Origin of the sequence: Dorea sp. Marseille-P4042 (assembly GCF_900290215.1) — a bacterium.
GTDB classification, from domain to species: Bacteria; Bacillota; Clostridia; order Lachnospirales; family Lachnospiraceae; genus Dorea; species Dorea formicigenerans.
The window spans coordinates 800,120-819,968 of sequence record NZ_OLMI01000002.1; the positions used below are offsets into that span (position 1 = coordinate 800,120).

Here is a 19,849-nt window from a genome sequence, read left to right on the forward strand (position 1 = left end):
CTTATATTAACCTTTAACAGCTCCTGCTGTTAATCCCTCAACTAATCTCTTCTGTGCAAAGAAGAACATGATACATACTGGAATGATTGTAATAATTCCACCTGCTGTTAACAGACCCCAGTCAACTCCAAGCTGACCGATCAGACTCTTCAGTGCTACAGGTATTGTTCTTGTCGCATTGTTCGTAAACATTACCGCAAATGTATACTCGTTCCATGATGTCATGAAGATATATACACCGGTGGCAACAAGGCAAGGACCTAATATAGGTAAAATGATCTTGAAAAATGCCATCCTTCTATTACATCCATCAACCAATGCTGCTTCTTCAAGTGATAGTGGCAAGTCGTTAAAAAATCCATTCAGCAACCATACAGAAAATGGAAGTGTGAACGTTGTATATGCGAGTACAAGAGCCCATGGAGTATAAAGTAACCCCAGATTTCTCATTATAGAGTATAATGGGATTAAAAGCAATACCGTAGGGAACATATTATTGCTTAAAAACAATGCCATCATCGCTCTACGTCCTGCAAATCTGTATCTTGAAAACGCATATGATGCTAATGTTGATGCTGTCAGAGAAACAACTGTTGTTACTGCCGCAACAATAAAGCTATTCTTCATGGCAGCCAGGAAATTTACTGTTGTAGTAAACAGTTTCGTGTAGTTCTCCCATTGAACTTGTCTTGGCCAGTATGTAACTGCTCCGTATAACTCTGTGTCCGGTTTTATAGATGTAATAAATGTCCAATAAAACGGGAACAGGATGAAAAGTAATATTACGATCAGTGGAAGATATAATGTTAAAAATCTCTTTAAAAATGATTCCCTCTTCATACTACTTATCCTCCTCTCTAAATGTAAAGATCAAATACGGAACTGCAACCAGGCAAAGTACAAGTGCAAGCAAGATTGCCATTGCTGATGAGTATCCTAAGTTCAATGCCTGAGCTTTATTAAACACATATACACTCAGTGTCTGTGTTGCATAAGCCGGTCCACCTTCCGTCATGTTGAAGATAACATCGACTGAGTTTGCAACCCAGATAATTCTCAGAAGTCCTGTGATAAAGATTGTATTCTTAATACTTGGAATTGTAATCTTAAATAACTTCTGGAATCCTGTCGCGCCATCCATGTCGGCTGCTTCATAAAGTTCTCCTGGAATTCCCTGCAGCCCTGCAAGAATCATCAGTGCAAAGAATGGAATTCCCTGCCAGATAATCGTTACTACAACTGCCGGAAATGCTGTATTCGTCTGTGCTAAAAATGGTATGCTCTTATTAAGTATATGTAATTTCTGAAGAATGTCATTGAGTACACCATAGTTACCGTCATACATCCATCTCCACATAAGACCGATCAAAATACCAGGTGTGACCCATGGAATCAGGCTGACTGCACGGACAACACCGCGCCCTCTGAACTTCTTGTTAAGAAGCAATGCCAGTATAAAACCAAATACAAACTGAAATCCAACGCCAAATACCACCCAGAGAATCGTCTTCCAAAGTGCTTTCCAGAACAGCTCATCTTTAAATGCCGCGATGTAATTTGCAAGTCCGACAAACGCAATGTCATTCGGTCTTCTCAAATCATAACTCTGGAAACTCATTCCAATCGCATTAATAACCGGAATGAATACTACGCACAAAATGATAATCAGAGCAGGTGCTACCAATAAATATGGATAGATACTTTTCTTTTTTACCATCGTGTTCTTTCCCTTTCAATCATACTGCCCTGCCAGTTGCCTGACAAGGCAGTTTCATAAATCAATTATTATCTAGTTGTTACAAAATCTAGTTTCTACTCATTAAGAGCTTTGTCCAGCTTATCCATACACTCTTTCGCTGTAATCTCGCCTGTCAGAGCCTGAGAAATTGTTGCCGGCCAGTTTGTGATCCACTCAGTTGTTGTATCTTTAACCGGAACTGTACCTGCGATATCAACACCTTCCATAGATACTTTCATGAATTTGTCATTCTGGAAGTAGTCTTCCTGCTGAACAGTCTGGCTTACTGGAACCTGTCCTGTTCCTTCGCACCACATTTCCTGTCCTTCTTCTGTTGCAAGATATTTCATCCACTCGAATGCTGCTGCTTTGTTCTCGCAAGAATCGAACATTACAGTCTCTGTATCTCCCATGGATGTCCACTGTCCTTTTCCTTTCGGAATAATGAATGCATCAACATCATCACCAAGTTCTTCTACCATACCTTTAGAAGATCCGATATGATGTATGAACATAGCTGTCTTTCCAGACTTGAAGTTAGCAACTGTCTCGTTGAATCCATCGTTCGTAGCTGACTCTGGAACATATCCGTTCTTATACAGATCGATGAAGTCCTGCATACCCTGTACAGATGCATCAGATGTCAGATCATCAAAGCTTCCACCTTCACCATAGATGAAGCTTCCCCATGGCTCCTGTCCACCGGAAGCACCACGCATACCAAATCCGTATACATCTGTCTTTCCATCACCATCTGTATCCATTGTACATTTCTTAATGTCCTCAAGGAACTCATCGTATGTCTTAGGTGTCTCTGTAATACCAGCCTCTTTGAAGATTGATGGTCTGTAGTATACATAGAGTACCTGAATGTTCCATGGCATCAGATAAAGTGAATCGTCAGATCCGCCTGCCTTTTTCATTACGTCGTAGATGTTGTCAGAAATGTCATCTTTCTTATCCCATGCATCAACATAAGGTGTTAAGTCTGCAAGCAGGTTATTGTTTGTGAACATCGGTGTTGCGGAAAGCTTAAAGGTTGCTACATCCGGTGCTCCACCACCCATAGCTGCGTTGAACAGTGTGTTGGAATATCCTCCACCATCCCAAGGAACTTCTTCACCTTCAACAGTGATTCCGTACTCATTCTCCTCGTTGAACTTCTTGATGATGTCCTGCATCAGGGAAGAATAATCTGTGTTATCTGCCCAATACTGGAACTTGATTGTGCACTCTTTGATATCATCGGTTGACTGAGCTTCTTCTTTTTTGTCTGAGCTTCCGCTATTGGATTTAGATCCGCAAGCTGTCATTCCGAGTACCATAGCCGCTGTCAGTAATACTGCTAATAACCTCTTTTTCATTGCTTGTCCTCACTTTCTATATTTTGTTGTAACTAGGATCTCTGACTGATAACCTGTGCTTTCCTGATCCCCTGTTTCAGCCATCTTCCTAACGCAACGAAGAACTTTTCGAACTGAAATGCTTTACGGATTGTAAACGCTTACATTTTAAATTTAAAAAAAACCGTAAGGCATTTACCGTCCTTGTAAGCTCTTACATTAGATGGTTTAATTATATCCTTTTGACACTTTCCCGTCAATGAAAGAATGTACCAAAATAGGGAAAGCTCTTTTGTTACATTTCACTAAGAGTGCATGGCATACTCCTACACTTCCTCACGAGTTTCACAAAAAGCACGCATAGAACTGACCACCATTCGATAGATAAAATCTGCTGCGAACTCTGGTGTACAGGACTTTTTATCGGCAAGCCAGGTCTTTACAAATCCAAGACAGCCATTCAGGCAATATGCATAAAAGTAATCCATCTGATTACTTTTTTCCGGAAACATCTGCTCTAACACCTCCCTGCTGTTTCTTGCCAGAATAACTTCCACTTTCTGAATAAATCGCATATCTCCGTAAGGTCCGACCAAAGCAGAAACAATCTCTCGATTGTTGTCTAACACTTGAAATATGTCCTGAAGAAAATAAAATCCATTATCCTCTCGCTTTTCAATTGGATGCTCTCTGATCGCACGTTCCATCTCCTCTGCCAGATCATTCTCAATCTCATGCAACAGCCCTGATATATCTGGATAATGCAAATAAAAAGTAGATCTGTTAATATCTACCTGATCTACCAATTCTTTTACTGTAATCTCACCTACACTTTTCTCCTTCATAAGCATGGCGAGCCCATTTCTAAGCTGGGTCTTTGTCTTGCGGACCCGACGGTCTGTCTTCTTCTGCATATGTTTCCTGCTCTTTCTTTCATTATAATATTAAATTTTTATAACATATTGATATAATGCAACATTTTTAATATTTTCTGTCTATTAATCAGCACTTTTTAACCTTTTAACGGTTGTAAATCACTTTCTTCCTTAATATAATACTTTTTGATAAGATAATCAACATCGTATCTATTACTAGAAAAATATTTACACAAAAGGAGCATTTTACTTATGAGGAACGCATTTCGGATTTTCCGCCGGGACATGAAACGTCTGCTTCGCAGTCCTGCTGCCGTGCTGGTCATGATCGGCGTATGTATTATCCCCTCTCTGTATGCCTGGTTCAATATTGCAGCCAATATTGACCCATACAGCAACACCTCCGGCATTAAAGTAGCCATTGCCAATAACGACAAAGATGCAACAAGCAATGATCTTACAATCAATGCCGGGAATGAAATCATTAAAAATTTAAAAGAAAATGATCAACTCGGATGGACTTTTACGGATGAAGAAAATGCTGTTGAAGGAGTCAAATCCGGAAAATATTACGCGGCAATCGTAATTCCGGAAGATTTTAGCAGTTCTCTTCTGAGTATCCTCTCCGGCAAGATGGAGACTCCGAAACTGGATTATTATCTTAATGAAAAAATCAATGCAATTGCACCAAAAATCACAGACAGTGGTGCCAGCACAATCCAGCTTCAAATCAACAATACCTTTTCATCCATTGCATCTGAATCGGTTTCAAATGTATTAAAGCAGTCTGTTACTGACCTGGCCGGTACTATCGATACTGTCAATTCTGATCTTGTGTCAATGCTTGACAAAGTAAATGATAATATTGCCGAGTACCAAAAGATTCTGGATTCCTTCAATTCCAGTGTCGGTGGTACACAGACTTTGATCGATAACGCAAAAAGTGCCACATCTGCTTTAGGCGACGCAGCAACTTCCGGTGCAAATGCACTTTCCGATGCAGACAGCGTATTAAAGGAGACACGAACAGCTACCGGAGACTTCACTTCCGCATTATCCCAGTCTATTTCAAATGGTCTGAGTATTATTGAACAGGCTTATGGCCAGGCTTCTGAAGGATTCGGCAAGCTGTCTGGCCAGGCTTCTGATATTAATCAGAAAGTGGGAAATGCTTTGAATAATGCCCAGGAAGTCAATACCAAAAACGGTGAAATTATTGCAACACTGCAGCAGCTTGCTTCACAATTACCGGCACAGTCCGATATAATCAACTCTGCTCTCGCAAAACTTTCTGAGCAGAACCAGAGCAATCAACAGTTGATCAGCAGCCTGACTGCCGGAAACGATGGTATCAGCAACGCACTTTCCACAACAACCAATACACTTGCACAGTTGGAAACAATCAACAAAGCAAACTTAAGTGGTATTCAGAGTCTTCGTACCTCTCTTGATGAGAACGTATTTCCACAGTTGAATCAGACTATGGATATTTTTTCCAGTCTGACAGGTGAACTGAACGGAATACTGAACGGTGTACCTGCTACCACTGAGCAGTTAAACAGTATTCTGACACAGCTTGGCACAAGCCTCACAGAACTGAACAACGTACTGAATGGAACACAGTCCTCTCTGAATGCCGTAATCAACCGACTGGACAACGTCCGTACCGACATCAATGCGATTACAAGTTCTGAGACATTCCAGAAGCTTACCTCTTTGGAAGGCATTGATTCCGATACGATTGCTGAATTCGTATCATCTCCGGTAAATGTGGATACAGAAACTTACTATTCTGTTAAAAACTACGGTTCTTCCATGACACCATTCTATTCGAACCTGGCAATCTGGGTTGGAGGAATCGTCCTGATTGCTATCTTCAAAATGGAAGTAGACCGTGACAGATCCATGCGTTCTTACAGTGCCACAAATATGTATTTTGGGCGCTGGCTTTTATACATGCTGCTAGGTCTTGTCCAGGGACTGATCGTATGTGTCGGAGATGTATTTCTTCCAGGCGTTCAGTGCCGTCACCCATTTGCGCTGGTACTGACCGGGCTTGTATGCTCCTTTGTATATGTCAACATTATTTATGCTCTGTCACTGACATTTAAGCATATTGGAAAAGCGTTATGTGTAATCTTTGTCATTCTTCAGATTCCAGGATCTTCCGGAACCTATCCGATTGAAATGACACCGGTATTTTTCCAGAAAATACACCCGCTTCTTCCATTCACTTATGGAGTTGCTGCGATGCGTGAAGCAATTGCAGGTATGTATGGAAGTGTTTATATCCACAACCTTTTCATCTTGCTCTGCTACGTTCCGATTGCACTTTTAATCGGACTGGGAATAAGACCTCTTCTGGCAGGACTGAACCGCCTGTTCGACCTGAAGCTGTCTGAAACAGAATTTATGGTCTGCGAAGAACCAGATGATCAATTAAGCAGGAGCGCTCAGTTGTCTATGCTTTTAAAAGCCTCTCTTTCACAAGACGACTTACGTACACAGACCGCTGAGAAAGCTCAGAATTTTGAACAGAATTATCGGAAAATGATTCGCTATGGTTTCCTTGCGATCACTATTATTCCGCTGATCTTCCTGATACTGATGTTCAGTCTGGAATCGAAAATTGTATTTTTGGTTCTTTGGATCATATCTATCATTGCCATCGCAACATGGCTTATTATTGTAGAATTCATTCACACAAGACTCGCCGAGCAACAACAGCTGGCTGGTATGTCTTTTGATGAGATGGTGAAAAAATTCCGTGGAAAGGAGGAGGAATAATCATGAAAAATATTCTTCGCATTTTTAAGTATGATTTAATGAAGATCCATAAAAATGTCATTGCCATGATCGTTATTATGGGAATCACTGTTATTCCGACTCTTTACGCGTGGTTCAATATCGCTGCAAGCTGGGATCCATACGGAAATACAGGAAACTTAAAAGTTGCTGTAGCAAGCTCTGATGAAGGTTATAGTGGTGAACTTCTCTCAGTAAACCTTAACCTTGGAGATCAGGTTCTTACAACTCTTAGAGGTAACTCGCAGCTTGACTGGACATTTACAAGTGCTAAGAAAGCGAAAGAAGGAGTAAAATCCGGAAAATATTATGCAGCAATCGTAATCCCAAAAGATTTCAGTAAAGACATGATGAGTATTTTCACATCCAATGTAACACATCCTGAAATCAAATATTATATCAATGAAAAGGAAAACGCAATTGCCCCAAAAGTCACCGTAAAAGGCGCAAATGCCGTACAGCAGCAAATTAATGATACATTTGTACAGACGGTATCCCAGACCGCATTAGAAGCCTTTCAGCTTGTTAATAACGTTGCTGACGAGACCGATGATCAGACAATCGCCGACAACCTCTCAGCCGCACTGGCGCAGATTTCAACAGACTTATCCTCTGCCGCCGGCACTGTACAGGCATTTTCCGATATGGCAAATTCTGCGGCAATTATGTTGAATACCACTACAGAATTCTTAAGTCAGTCCGGTTCCGGTACAAAAGCCAGTGTAAATGCTCTGGGCGTGGCTGGAAATGGTATTGATTCCCTGAATTCAGCTTTAACAGGAACAACAGATTCCATCAACCAGGCACTTTCACAGAGCGCTTCCTTCTACAGTGCGGTATCCACCTGTGTTGGGAATGCACTGGATTCCTATAATTCAGACGCACAGGCTTGTGCAAATGCACTGACTGCCGTAAGTGGACGTGTGCAGAATCTGATAGATGGTTACCAGTCACTGGAAAACTCTCTGAGCCAAATTGCTGACTCTATTACTGAGCCATATTTAAAAGGTATGCTTATGCAGGCAATCGGCAATATTCAGAAAGCGAAAGCTTCTCAAGAAGCAATCCGTGATGCCATTAACGATGCAGCTACTGGTATTACTTCCGCAACTGCAAATGCAACCGAATTAAAGAACAATATTGACAGCTTGATCGCTCAGAGTAATTCTTCAATCAGTACTGTGAAAAAAGATTATGAAAACAATGTTAAGGGTAGTCTGGATAATCTGGCAAATGATCTGACTAGCACAAGCAATTCTATTACTTCACTGCTTGGACAGTTAGATAACAGTCTGAAAGACATTTCCGGGGTGACAGGCTCTGCAGCTGGAAATCTCACAGAGGTACAGAAAGCTTTATCAGATTCCGCTTCTCTTTTATATGAAGCATCCGGTAAAATGTCTAATGCAGCAACTGCAATGCTATCTTCCGATGACAACGGCATCCAATTACTGACCAGCCTTCTCTCTGAGGATCCGGAGGCAATTGGTTCATTCCTTGCATCACCGGTCAAGCTTAATGAAACACATATCTACCCTATCGAGAACTATGGATCTGCTATGGCTCCATTCTACTCAACACTCGCGATTTGGGTCGGCGCAGTTGTAATGGCTGCCATGTTAAAAGTAAATGTTTCAGACAACTTAAAACACAAATTAAATAATCCGAAAGAACACCAGTTATATATTGGACGCATTCTTCTTCTCCTTTGTATAGGATTTTTACAGAGCGCATTGATCTGTCTTGGCGATCTTTATTTCCTGGGCATCCAATGTGAACATCCTGTATTATTTGTACTGGCAGGATGCTTTAGCAGTCTTGTATATGTAAACATTATTTACGCTTTGACTGTTTCCTTTGGAGATATCGGTAAAGCAATCGCAGTTGTGCTGATGGTCATGCAGGTAGCCGGAAGTGGTGGAACTTTCCCAATTCAGTGTGCGCCGGAATTTTTCCGGAAAGTATATCCTTTACTTCCATTTGTGCACAGCATGAACGCTATGCGTGAATGCATCGCCGGTTTCTATGGCATGAACTACTGGATTGAACTTGGAAAACTGGCACTCTTCCTGATTCCGGCATTGTTGCTCGGTCTGATCCTCAGGAAACCAGTCATCAAGTTAAATGATGCATTTACAGAAAAATTGGAAAGTACACACCTGATCTAAAAAGAATCTCGCTTTCTAGATTCTCCGCCTGCGGCGGGTCGCAGTATGCAACATACTTCTTATCCGCCGCAGTGCGATCATCAAGAATCGTTTTTTCTACTCTAACTCAATTTATTTACTTCACGGTCATATGTATAGATTCCATTAATCTCATCTTCTATATCACTCCATTGTGTATACACACATCCACATAATCCCTGTCCTTCTAATTTTTTTATTTTATATTCTAGTTGACGATAGACCTTCTGATACTCTGTCTTCGTTTTATAGCCTCCATAACCATATTTCTTTTCTGATGCAGTATGTTCTTCTACTTCTAATGTAAAACCTCCGTATTCGCTCAATACGGCTGCTCTGACGTCTTCCGGTTTAACTTTTAAAGGGAAGAAATAATTATGTATACTTTGAAAATCTCCTGTTCCCTGATCAAACCAACCACTTGCTGAATCTATCAAATGTTCTGAATCTATCTTTCTCACCATATCCGTGATTCGTTGTGTAGCAAATTGTCCCCATCCTTCATTAAAAATGACCCATGTGCATATACTCGGATGTTTTTTTAGTAACTGAATCGTTTCTTTTACCTCGTTGATAAATTCAATTCTTCCTTTCTGACTTCGTCTTGCAAATAATCTGGAATAATGATCTTTTACTGTAATCCCCAATCCGGACAGCACCGTTGCCAGATACGTGACGAACCAACTCTGATACTTTTCTCCTCCATTTACCATATCCTGCCACACAATCACTCCAAGCCGGTCACAATGATAATACCAGCGTTGCGGTTCTATTTTAATATGCTTTCTGACCATATTAAATCCTATTTTTTTCATTTCCAGAATATCAAAGATCCATGCTTCTTCTGAAGGTGCTGTATAAAGACCATCCGGCCAATAGCCTTGATCCAGAACTCCTTTCAAAAAGCACTTCTTGTTATTCAAATAAATGCGCGGAATATGGTCTTCATCCTGTTGAATTGTAAAATCACGAATCGCAAAATAACTTTCCACTTCATCTAAAATGTGCTTCTTATCTGTCTTATCTGTCTCATCCTCACATTCAATCAATGATACATGAAAATAATACAAATATGGAGTTTCACAAGACCAGTATTTTGCATTTTGAATTTCTACCTCTATCCATGTATTTGCTCTTCCTGATATTGATTTTTGCACATCAGGTATCGTGTGTGATAATGCAATAAAATCCGTTACATTATCTTCTGCATTCGCATATATCTTCGGAAATCTAATATCTATTTGTACAGTCAAATCTTTCTGTTCTGAGACTGTCTGAATATATATTTTTACCTTCTCCGATGCATTTACGCAATTATTTAAAGTTGGCTTTCCTTTTTGTTTTCCAGTTTTTATATATTTAGTTTCTACATTTTTTATCCGGTCTTGCGGAACATATTCCATCCACACAGTCTGCCATATTCCACTTTGAGCAGTATAATACATCCCTCCACGTTTCAATTTTTGTTTGCCCTTTGCATGATACGATGTATCTGACAGATCCTGTACCATAATTACCAATTCATTCTCTCCACTATGAACGTACTCCGAAATATCGCAGGAAAATGGCAGATAACCACCCACATGACTTACTACAAAGTGTCCATTCATCCAGATTTTACAACTTTGATCTACTGCTCCAAAATGTAATAATAGTCGTTCTTGTAATGCCTTATTATCCCATTCCTGACACTTTATCTTTGTTCTGTACCACAAATATTCATTCGGCATTAACTGCCTGGATACCCCTGATAAAACACTCTCTGGTGAAAACGGGACTAATATTTTTCCATCATATTGCTTTGGTTTCTTCTGATTCTGTGTAAAGGCATATTCCCACCAGCCATTTAAAATTTCATAATGCGTTTCTCTCATCATAATTGGTCTTGGATATTCCTGTAAAACATGTTCAGAATCTAGATTTCTTCCCCATTGTGTAAATAATTCTTTCATCTTTCCCTCACAGATATCATTTCTTTATTGTACAATCTTGCATAATCCTTGTATTATTTATATATGATGTTGGGGGCAAAAGCCCCAACTATGATGCCTACGGATTGTTCCGTGCGTTGCACTCCCACTTTTAGGCTCATATTGGGGCGGATCCCAAGGTCTTTCATCCACTTATGAGCAAGCTCATGTGGATTTAGACCTTTTGACCCTGGCATCTTATATATTATATTATGTAAAATACATCGAAGTAAATATAAAATTGAGCACACAAAAAACACGCCCAAAAGATTTCTCTTTCAGACGTGCCTCTCATTCCAGGTTAATGTTTATTTTATATAAAATATGTACCTTCAAAACTGCATATAAGAAACTTTTTAACATCTTACCTATCCACCTTACTTGGTTATGCCCTCGACCTATTAGTAACAGTCAGCTCCATGTGTTACCACACTTCCACCTCTGTCCTATCTACCTCGTCGTCTTCAAGGGGTCTTACAACTTTCGTTGGGATATCTCATCTTGAGGGGGGCTTCACGCTTAGATGCCTTCAGCGTTTATCCCGTCCCGGCTTGGCTACTCTGCTATGCTCCTGGCGGAACAACAGATCGACCAGCGGCCAGTCCATCCCGGTCCTCTCGTACTAAGGACAGCTCCTCTCAAATATCCTACGCCCACGCCGGATAGGGACCGAACTGTCTCACGACGTTCTGAACCCAGCTCGCGTACCGCTTTAATGGGCGAACAGCCCAACCCTTGGGACCTACTTCAGCCCCAGGATGCGATGAGCCGACATCGAGGTGCCAAACCACTCCGTCGATGTGAACTCTTGGGAGTGATAAGCCTGTTATCCCCAGGGTAGCTTTTATCCGTTGAGCGATGGCAATCCCACTTTATACCACCGGATCACTAAGTCCTACTTTCGTACCTGCTCCACCCGTCGGTGTCGCAGTCAAGCTCCCTTCTGCCTTTGCACTCTTCGAATGGTTTCCGACCATTCTGAGGGAACCTTTGAGCGCCTCCGATACCCTTTCGGAGGCGACCGCCCCAGTCAAACTCCCCACCTGACATTGTCCCCCGACCTGTTAAAGGCCGCTGGTTAGAAACCCAGTACTGCAAGGGTGGTATCCCAACAGCAGCTCCACGGCAACTGGCGTCACCGCTTCAAAGCCTCCCACCTATCCTGTACATGCAATACCGAATCCCAGTATCAAGCTGGAGTAAAGCTCCATGGGGTCTTTCCGTCCTGGCGCAGGTAACCAGCATCTTCACTGGTATTTCAATTTCACCGGGTGCATTGTTGAGACAGTGCCCAAATCATTACGCCTTTCGTGCGGGTCGGAACTTACCCGACAAGGAATTTCGCTACCTTAGGACCGTTATAGTTACGGCCGCCGTTTACTGGGGCTTAAGTTCAAAGCTTCGCTTGCGCTAACCTCTCCCCTTAACCTTCCAGCACCGGGCAGGCGTCAGCCCATATACTTCACCTTTCGGTTTTGCATAGACCTGTGTTTTTGCTAAACAGTTGCTTGGGCCAATTCTCTGCGGCCACCTCTCAGTGGCACTCCTTCTCCCGAAGTTACGGAGTCATTTTGCCGAGTTCCTTAACAATGCTTCTCCCGTCGGCCTTAGGATTCTCTCCTCATCCACCTGTGTCGGTTTACGGTACGGGCGCGATACAAACAATAGCGGCTTTTCTTGACGCATGGCTCACACTCTTCCCTACTCTTATTTCGGTACGCATCACGTCTTCGGATTGCCGTACGGATTTGCCGGTACGACTCCTACCTCGCTTGCGCCGGGCTTTCCATTCCCGGCTTGTGCTCTCCACACGTGTCCCCACAGTTCTGTTATATCGCGGTACAGGAATTTCAACCTGTTGTCCATCGGTTACGTCTTTCGACCTGGCCTTAGGCCCCGACTTACCCAGAGCAGATCAGCTTTACTCTGGAAACCTTAGATATTCGGCCGGAAGGATTCTCACCTTCCTCTCGCTACTCATTCCGGCATTCTCTCTTCTATACAGTCCACAGCTCCTTATCGGTACTGCTTCTTCCCGTATACAATGCTCCTCTACCAATGTACAAGTACATTCCTGAGCTTCGGCAGTGTGTTTCAGCCCCGGACATTTTCGGCGCCGGACCTCTCGACTAGTGAGCTATTACGCACTCTTTGAATGTATGGCTGCTTCTGAGCCAACATCCTAGTTGTCTTCGAAATCCCACATCCTTTTCCACTTAACACACATTTTGGGACCTTAGCTGCAGGTCTGGGCTCTTTCCCTTTTGACTACCCAACTTATCTCGTGCAGTCTGACTCCCATACACCATCTACGCGGCATTCGGAGTTTGATATTCTTCGGTAAGCTTTGACGCCCCCTAGGAAATTCAGTGCTCTACCTCCGCAAGACTTGTATGAGGCTAGCCCTAAAGCTATTTCGAGGAGAACCAGCTATCTCCGGGTTCGATTGGAATTTCTCCCCTATCCACACCTCATCCCCACCCTTTTCAACGGATGTGGGTTCGGACCTCCATTGCCTTTTACGGCAACTTCATCCTGGACATGGATAGGTCACCCGGTTTCGGGTCTACTCCGACTGACTCTTCGCCCTATTCAGACTTGGTTTCCCTTCGGCTCCATCCCTTAAGGACTTAACCTCGCCAGCCAGCGTAACTCGCCGGACCGTTCTACAAAAAGTACGCGGTTCCACATTTAAAGTGGTTCCACAGCTTGTAAACATATGGTTTCAGGTTCTTTTTCACTCCCCTCCCGGGGTCCTTTTCACCTTTCCTTCACAGTACTATGCGCTATCGGTCACTAAGGAGTATTTAGCCTTACGGGGTGGTCCCCGCATATTCAGTCAAGGTTCCACGTGTCTCGACCTACTCTGGATACCGCCATGCNGCGGTCCGAACCCCGGAGTGCTCGCACTCCGTTTTGGGCTCTTCCGGTTTCGCTCGCCGCTACTTCCAGAATCACATGTTGTTTTCTCTTCCTCCGGCTACTTAGATGTTTCAGTTCACCGGGTTCCCCTCCTAACGTTATGTATTGGCGTTAGGATACCTGAGGTTTGCTCAGGTGGGTTTCCCCATTCAGAGATCTCCGGATCATAGGATATTTGCTCCTCCCCGAAGCTTTTCGCAGCTTATCACGTCTTTCATCGGCTCTTAGTGCCAAGGCATCCACCATACGCTCTTATTAGCATAACCAATAGATGTCGAAAGCGGTGCGGAAGTTCTGACTGTTCTCAGAGGAATGCTTGCATTCATCTGGAACCGTCTGAAGTTCTGCAATCATTTGCGAAGCAAAGGATAGCGAAACAAGCAAAGCTTGTGAGCTAACCGGTTTGACATCGCCGCCTACGGGTTGCTTTCTTCATCGACACATGCATAGCGTTGCATGCGTTGGCTTCTAGGTCAATTTTTTGGATTCGTTTTCTTCGAATTGTGTAGTAATTATTACTCTGTTTATAACAATTACCTCGGATGTCTTGATTAGATATTTAATATCTTATCTATATTTCTTATATGCAATTTTCAAGGTACATTGCGAAACGAATATTTTCTGCGTTGAATGCTTGCATTCATAAGCTGTGAAATATTCTGTTTCATAGCGTGCCTGCACGCGACCGAAAGAACGAAGTTCTTGAGGTGCAATGTAAGCATTTGACTGTTTTATCAGCCATCAGGAAGTTGAATCTCTTCAGCTCTCTGATCACTGGTAAAACCAGTTTATTTTTTCAATCCGGCAGCCACCTACTCTCCCGTACCGTCTCCAGTAAAGTACCATCGGCCGCTTAGGTCTTAACCATCGTGTTCGGGATGGGAACGGGTGTTACCCCTAAGCGCATCGCCACCGGAAATGTTATTCGTTCTTTTTACGGAACTGATAACTTGTCATTATGTCCTTCGCGCGTCCAATTCCGCGCTCAGTCCTTGATGACTAAATAACAGACAACAGCCCTTACTTTTTCCGTTTTAGTTGGATTGATTCGGCTGCTTTGCAGCCTACTTTATCCATCTTCCGTTTTAGTTGGATTGATTCGGCTGCTTTGCAGCCTACTTTATCCATCTTCCTTAGAAAGGAGGTGATCCAGCCGCACCTTCCGATACGGCTACCTTGTTACGACTTCACCCCAGTTATCGGTCCCACCTTCGGCAGCTCCCTCCTTTCGGTTGGGTCACTGACTTCGGGCGTTACTGACTCCCATGGTGTGACGGGCGGTGTGTACAAGACCCGGGAACGTATTCACCGCAGCATTCTGATCTGCGATTACTAGCGATTCCAGCTTCATGTAGTCGAGTTGCAGACTACAATCCGAACTGAGACGTTATTTTTGAGATTTGCTCGGCCTCGCGGCTCTGCTTCCCTTTGTTTACGCCATTGTAGCACGTGTGTAGCCCTGGTCATAAGGGGCATGATGATTTGACGTCATCCCCACCTTCCTCCAGGTTATCCCTGGCAGTCTCTCCAGAGTGCCCACCCTAAATGCTGGCTACTGAAGATAAGGGTTGCGCTCGTTGCGGGACTTAACCCAACATCTCACGACACGAGCTGACGACAACCATGCACCACCTGTCACCGATGTTCCGAAGAAAAGCTTCCATTACGAAGCGGTCATCGGGATGTCAAGATCAGGTAAGGTTCTTCGCGTTGCTTCGAATTAAACCACATGCTCCACCGCTTGTGCGGGTCCCCGTCAATTCCTTTGAGTTTCATTCTTGCGAACGTACTCCCCAGGTGGACTGCTTATTGCGTTAGCTGCGGCACCGAATAGCTTTGCTACCCGACACCTAGCAGTCATCGTTTACGGCGTGGACTACCAGGGTATCTAATCCTGTTTGCTCCCCACGCTTTCGAGCCTCAACGTCAGTCATCGTCCAGTAAGCCGCCTTCGCCACTGGTGTTCCTCCTAATATCTACGCATTTCACCGCTACACTAGGAATTCCACTTACCTCTCCGACACTCTAGCTGCACAGTTTCCAAAGCAGTCCACAGGTTGAGCCCATGCCTTTCACTTCAGACTTGCACAGCCGTCTACGCTCCCTTTACACCCAGTAAATCCGGATAACGCTTGCCCCCTCCGTATTACCGCGGCTGCTGGCACGTAGTTAGCCGGGGCTTCTTAGTCAGGTACCGTCATTTTCTTCCCTGCTGATAGAAGTTTACATACCGAAATACTTCATCCTTCACGCGGCGTCGCTGCATCAGGCTTTCGCCCATTGTGCAATATTCCCCACTGCTGCCTCCCGTAGGAGTCTGGGCCGTGTCTCAGTCCCAATGTGGCCGGTCACCCTCTCAGGTCGGCTACTGATCGTCGGCTTGGTGGGCCGTTACCTCACCAACTACCTAATCAGACGCGGGTCCATCTCATACCACCGGAGTTTTTACCACTGTACCATGCAGTACTGTGGTCTTATGCGGTATTAGCAGCCATTTCTAACTGTTATCCCCCTGTATGAGGCAGGTTACCCACGCGTTACTCACCCGTCCGCCGCTCAGTCACAAAAGTCTTCATCCGAAGAATCAAACTTAAGTGCTTCGCTCGACTTGCATGTGTTAAGCACGCCGCCAGCGTTCATCCTGAGCCAGGATCAAACTCTCGTTTAAAAATCTTAATTCCGATTTGACTCGGATTTAAAATCAAAGTTCGTTCCAGGTCAAGAAAACTACTAGCTTTCTTATCCCTTTTACTGTTTTAAGGTTGGCATTGAATACTTAATGAGGCCTTTCACGAATTTAGTATGAAAGCCGTTCGACGAAGTCGAACTTCATTTATTTTATTCAATGTCCGTTCTGAATTTTCTCTTAAAGAATCTTCAGGGTTGTTGTCTATTATTTAATTATCAAGGTTCTTTTTCTTTGTCGTCGTCTCAGCGACAGCTTATTTATATTATCACATTCACAATCGCTTGTCAACAACTTTTTTATTTTTCATTTTTCTTTTTTGCTGTCCGCTTCGATCATCTCTGTCGTTCGAAACAGCTTATCTAGAATATCATTTCTATCGACATTTGTCAACAAGAAATTTCATTTATTTTTTTTGCGTTCCCATGAGCTCTTAAGCACTTTCCAGTCTTGTCTCACGCAACAGCTTGTATAATATATCATGCCTGTCCAGAATTGTTAATATTATTATTTATTTTATTTGCATAATTTACACAATTTACACAATTTACACAATTCTAATTATCACATTTCGCTTTACTTGTTCATATTTGCAGTTTGAATTACATTTCCCCCAAATTAATACCCAAAATTGCAATTAAAGTATCTTATTTTGCGAGAAGAGTTTCCATTAAACGCAGTTTGACACGTAGTATTTTGCTAAAATACTACGTGCCAGCCTTAAACTTATTGTTGTCCTACGATTTTTCCAAACTTCAATGGGCTCATCTCATCATCTTCATAATCAAATACATATCTTTCATATGCATTGATAATATGTGTGCTCTTATATTTATCACATCTTTTATGCTGCCTTCCGTAAGTCATATGCACATGTCCATGTACGAAGAACCTCGGACTGTACTTCTCTATCAGCTCTATAAACACTTGAAATCCCTGATGTGGCAGATCTCTTCCGTCATTGATCTGATATGCCGGAGCATGTGTGACCAAAATGTCAAAACCACGGTGTTTTAGCAATTGAAACCATAGTTTCTTCACTCTTTTCCTCATTCCGCGTTCTGTAAACTGATATTTTCCACCACTATAACGCATGGAACCACCAAGTCCTAAAATTCGCAAGCCTTCAAATTCATAAATTTTATCATCAATGCAAATACAACCTTCTGGTGGGATACGATCATATTTTTCATCATGGTTTCCATGCACATACAGTACCGGAGCAGCTGCAAATGTTGTAAGAAAAGACAGATAATTTGGATTCAGATCACCACAGGATATAATTAAGTCCACACCTTCCAGTTTGCTTTTGTCAAAGAAATCCCAAAGGTATTTCGACTCTTCGTCTGCAATTACCATTATTCGCATTGTTCTTTATCCCTTCCTCGTCTCAATCCCCTGTTGTGTAAGAACCGGTTTGGCCTGCTCCTGTAATTCTTCAATCTTTGGTATTCTTCCTATAATATTCTCTGCCAGCCAGTCCATCTCGATTACTTCTTCCGGAGACAGCTTTTCACCTTTCTTTTCCTTAAGTATATGTCCCTGTGCATACATCTGATCTGTAAATGTATGAAATTGTCCCGTTTTATAATTATGCTTTAATACATTGACCAGCCGGACTGTACCCGCCGGAAGTTTTTTTGAACAAATAACATCTACTACCCCTGTCGGCATTCCCCACCAGTAATTAATTGCTTTTTCCACATCGTTATCTTGTTCCCAGTTTCCTGCCATAATTGTACGGATCAGTTCTTCATAGAATTTTCCCCAGTGGCACAGTGGCATTGCAAGATTCTTCTGCTCACCTCCACCACTTTCGCGATGATATACTCCATAAAAATGATTATTATCATCTGGTACGATAATATCTTTTCCCGAAATACAATTCGGGTCTATCTCGTCAATTCTTTTCTCAATATCCTGTTCTTTCAGCGTAGACCACTCTAAATACACCTTCGCTCTTGGATTTGTCATCTGCGCTCCAAGTGCAAATGCATTAATCTGTGCAATTGTTCCCAAAATCGGATAATCCGCAATATAGACAATCTTATCGTTTTCAGCCATTTCCCCTGCAATTGTCCCCATCAGGAACTTCGCCTCATGCATACGAGTATAATAAGTCCGGATGTAGCGGTGCGTCGTATTCAAAGAACAGTTTAAGATTCTTACTTCCGGATGTGTAATTGCCGCTCTTAAACTTTCCTGCGCAAATGTCGGAGTTGTCGTAAATATAATATTGCAACCCGCATGAATAGCTTCCTCCAGGGCTGATGCTATATTTTTTTCTGTTATATTTTCATAACTTACCGTCGTGACTTCATTTGGAAATGTCTGCTCAAGATGCCTGCGTCCCAGTTCATGACTATATGTCCACGCAGAAGAATGTGGTGTCTTCGCATAGATAAATCCTACTTTCAAATGAGATGGTTCTTTATTGCCACCGAGAGGAAGCCATTTTTCAAACAGAGATGGCTTATCTTCTGTCGGAGTCATTTTCAATTCTACTTTTTCCTCATCATTATACTGAAGCAGAACAAATTCTTCCCATGCTTTCTTCACAAGTTCGTTAATTTCTTCTACTGACATTTCTTCTACTCGTTTATAACCGTATAGATGTAAAAATGAAAGAAATGCCTCTGCTGATGAAACTTCCAGTTCTTGTCCACCATGTGCATGAAATGCCGCTGTAAATCTTGCATACACAGAACTGAAAATCAGTCTGTCATCATCTGTCCAGTACTCATCCGGATGTTTTCCCATCTCTTTTATGAGCTGTGCATACTGTCCTTCTTCTGAAAATGTAATATAATTTACTTTAGACACTCTGTAAAAATTCACAAATTCATAATAAACTTTTACGTTTTTATCATTCGTTTTCTTCGGAAGAATACGCGTTACCGTTCCCGGAATGGAAATTGCGCCAAAAAATTTCATGACACTGACACGCTTATTTCCCTCTTCTACATAGAATTTATTCATATACTCCCACGCCTTGATTGGCTCATGAATTCCTTCCTTTTCATGAGAAGTGCTGAGTTTTGCCCATTTGATTGCAAACTCCGTATTACTCTCCAATATTGGCATAAAATTACTTGCAAATGCACTGCTTCTACCACTATATCTTGTTCCAACTATTTGATCGATCGGAATCTGAACAAGTCCCAGTGATTCTGTTGATAATGCCTCATCTGGTAATACTTCGTCCAAAGATTCCAAAGTCGGCTTCCGCCCTGCAAGAAGTCGGCTCTCATATTCTTTTTTCCCATAACGAAATGCTTTATTATAGTCTTTTAACGCCATCTTTTACTCTCCTGTTCATATCTC

The 19,849-nt window shown here is 42.5% G+C and carries 9 protein-coding genes and 3 rRNA genes; 2 read left to right on the forward strand and 10 right to left on the reverse strand.

Translation table 11 applies throughout. The annotated features are described in order from the left end of the window. Positions 1 to 6: 6 nt before the first annotated feature. From C7E02_RS09400 to C7E02_RS09415, 4 genes are all read right to left on the reverse strand, one after another. On the reverse strand, positions 7 to 840 hold the full coding sequence (locus C7E02_RS09400) for a carbohydrate ABC transporter permease (RefSeq protein WP_005340855.1): 834 nt from the start codon (positions 838 to 840) through the stop codon (positions 7 to 9). 1 nt (position 841) lies between these two features. Beyond that, positions 842 to 1,717 carry a carbohydrate ABC transporter permease gene (locus tag C7E02_RS09405; protein ID WP_005340857.1) on the reverse strand — a complete coding sequence of 292 codons (876 nt, stop codon included), beginning with the start codon at positions 1,715 to 1,717 and terminating at the stop codon, positions 842 to 844. A 95-nt stretch (positions 1,718 to 1,812) separates the two neighbouring features. Then, the gene (locus C7E02_RS09410; protein WP_105309414.1) at positions 1,813 to 3,102 is read right to left on the reverse strand and encodes an ABC transporter substrate-binding protein; all 1,290 of its coding nucleotides are present in this window, start codon (positions 3,100 to 3,102) and stop codon (positions 1,813 to 1,815) included. 305 nt (positions 3,103 to 3,407) lie between these two features. Continuing rightward, complete coding sequence (locus C7E02_RS09415; protein ID WP_005340860.1) at positions 3,408 to 3,995, reverse strand: TetR/AcrR family transcriptional regulator; 588 nt, start codon at positions 3,993 to 3,995, stop codon at positions 3,408 to 3,410. Between the two features lie 213 nt (positions 3,996 to 4,208). On the opposite strand from C7E02_RS09415, the gene C7E02_RS09420 reads away from it, so the two are divergent. Together C7E02_RS09420 and C7E02_RS09425 are read left to right on the forward strand one after the other, a co-directional pair. Continuing rightward, positions 4,209 to 6,743: a YhgE/Pip domain-containing protein gene (locus tag C7E02_RS09420; protein WP_105309415.1), complete on the forward strand. Its 2,535-nt coding sequence runs from the start codon at positions 4,209 to 4,211 to the stop codon at positions 6,741 to 6,743. Positions 6,744 to 6,745: 2 nt separating this feature from the next. Continuing rightward, on the forward strand, positions 6,746 to 8,929 hold the full coding sequence (locus C7E02_RS09425; protein WP_105309416.1) for a YhgE/Pip domain-containing protein: 2,184 nt from the start codon (positions 6,746 to 6,748) through the stop codon (positions 8,927 to 8,929). Between the two features lie 101 nt (positions 8,930 to 9,030). On the opposite strand, the gene C7E02_RS09430 is transcribed toward C7E02_RS09425, so the two are convergent. The 6 genes from C7E02_RS09430 to C7E02_RS09455 all read right to left on the reverse strand — a co-directional run bounded on the left by C7E02_RS09430 (position 9,031) and on the right by C7E02_RS09455 (position 19,825). Further along, positions 9,031 to 10,899, reverse strand: coding sequence for a glycoside hydrolase family 2 protein (locus C7E02_RS09430; RefSeq protein ID WP_105309417.1), 1,869 nt, complete (start codon positions 10,897 to 10,899; stop codon positions 9,031 to 9,033). 399 nt (positions 10,900 to 11,298) lie between these two features. Next, positions 11,299 to 14,105: ribosomal RNA gene (locus C7E02_RS09435) — 23S ribosomal RNA — on the reverse strand. Between the two features lie 533 nt (positions 14,106 to 14,638). Continuing rightward, a 5S ribosomal RNA gene (gene rrf, locus C7E02_RS09440) occupies positions 14,639 to 14,756 on the reverse strand. A 220-nt stretch (positions 14,757 to 14,976) separates the two neighbouring features. Further along, positions 14,977 to 16,507 (reverse strand): 16S ribosomal RNA (locus C7E02_RS09445). Together the 16S, 23S and 5S rRNA genes form the textbook arrangement of a ribosomal RNA operon. 744 nt (positions 16,508 to 17,251) lie before the next feature. Then, positions 17,252 to 17,893 carry a metallophosphoesterase family protein gene (locus C7E02_RS09450; protein WP_029732326.1) on the reverse strand — a complete coding sequence of 214 codons (642 nt, stop codon included), beginning with the start codon at positions 17,891 to 17,893 and terminating at the stop codon, positions 17,252 to 17,254. 6 nt (positions 17,894 to 17,899) lie between these two features. Further along, complete coding sequence (locus C7E02_RS09455) at positions 17,900 to 19,825, reverse strand: BMP family ABC transporter substrate-binding protein (protein ID WP_105309418.1); 1,926 nt, start codon at positions 19,823 to 19,825, stop codon at positions 17,900 to 17,902. Between the last annotated feature and the right edge of the window lie 24 nt (positions 19,826 to 19,849).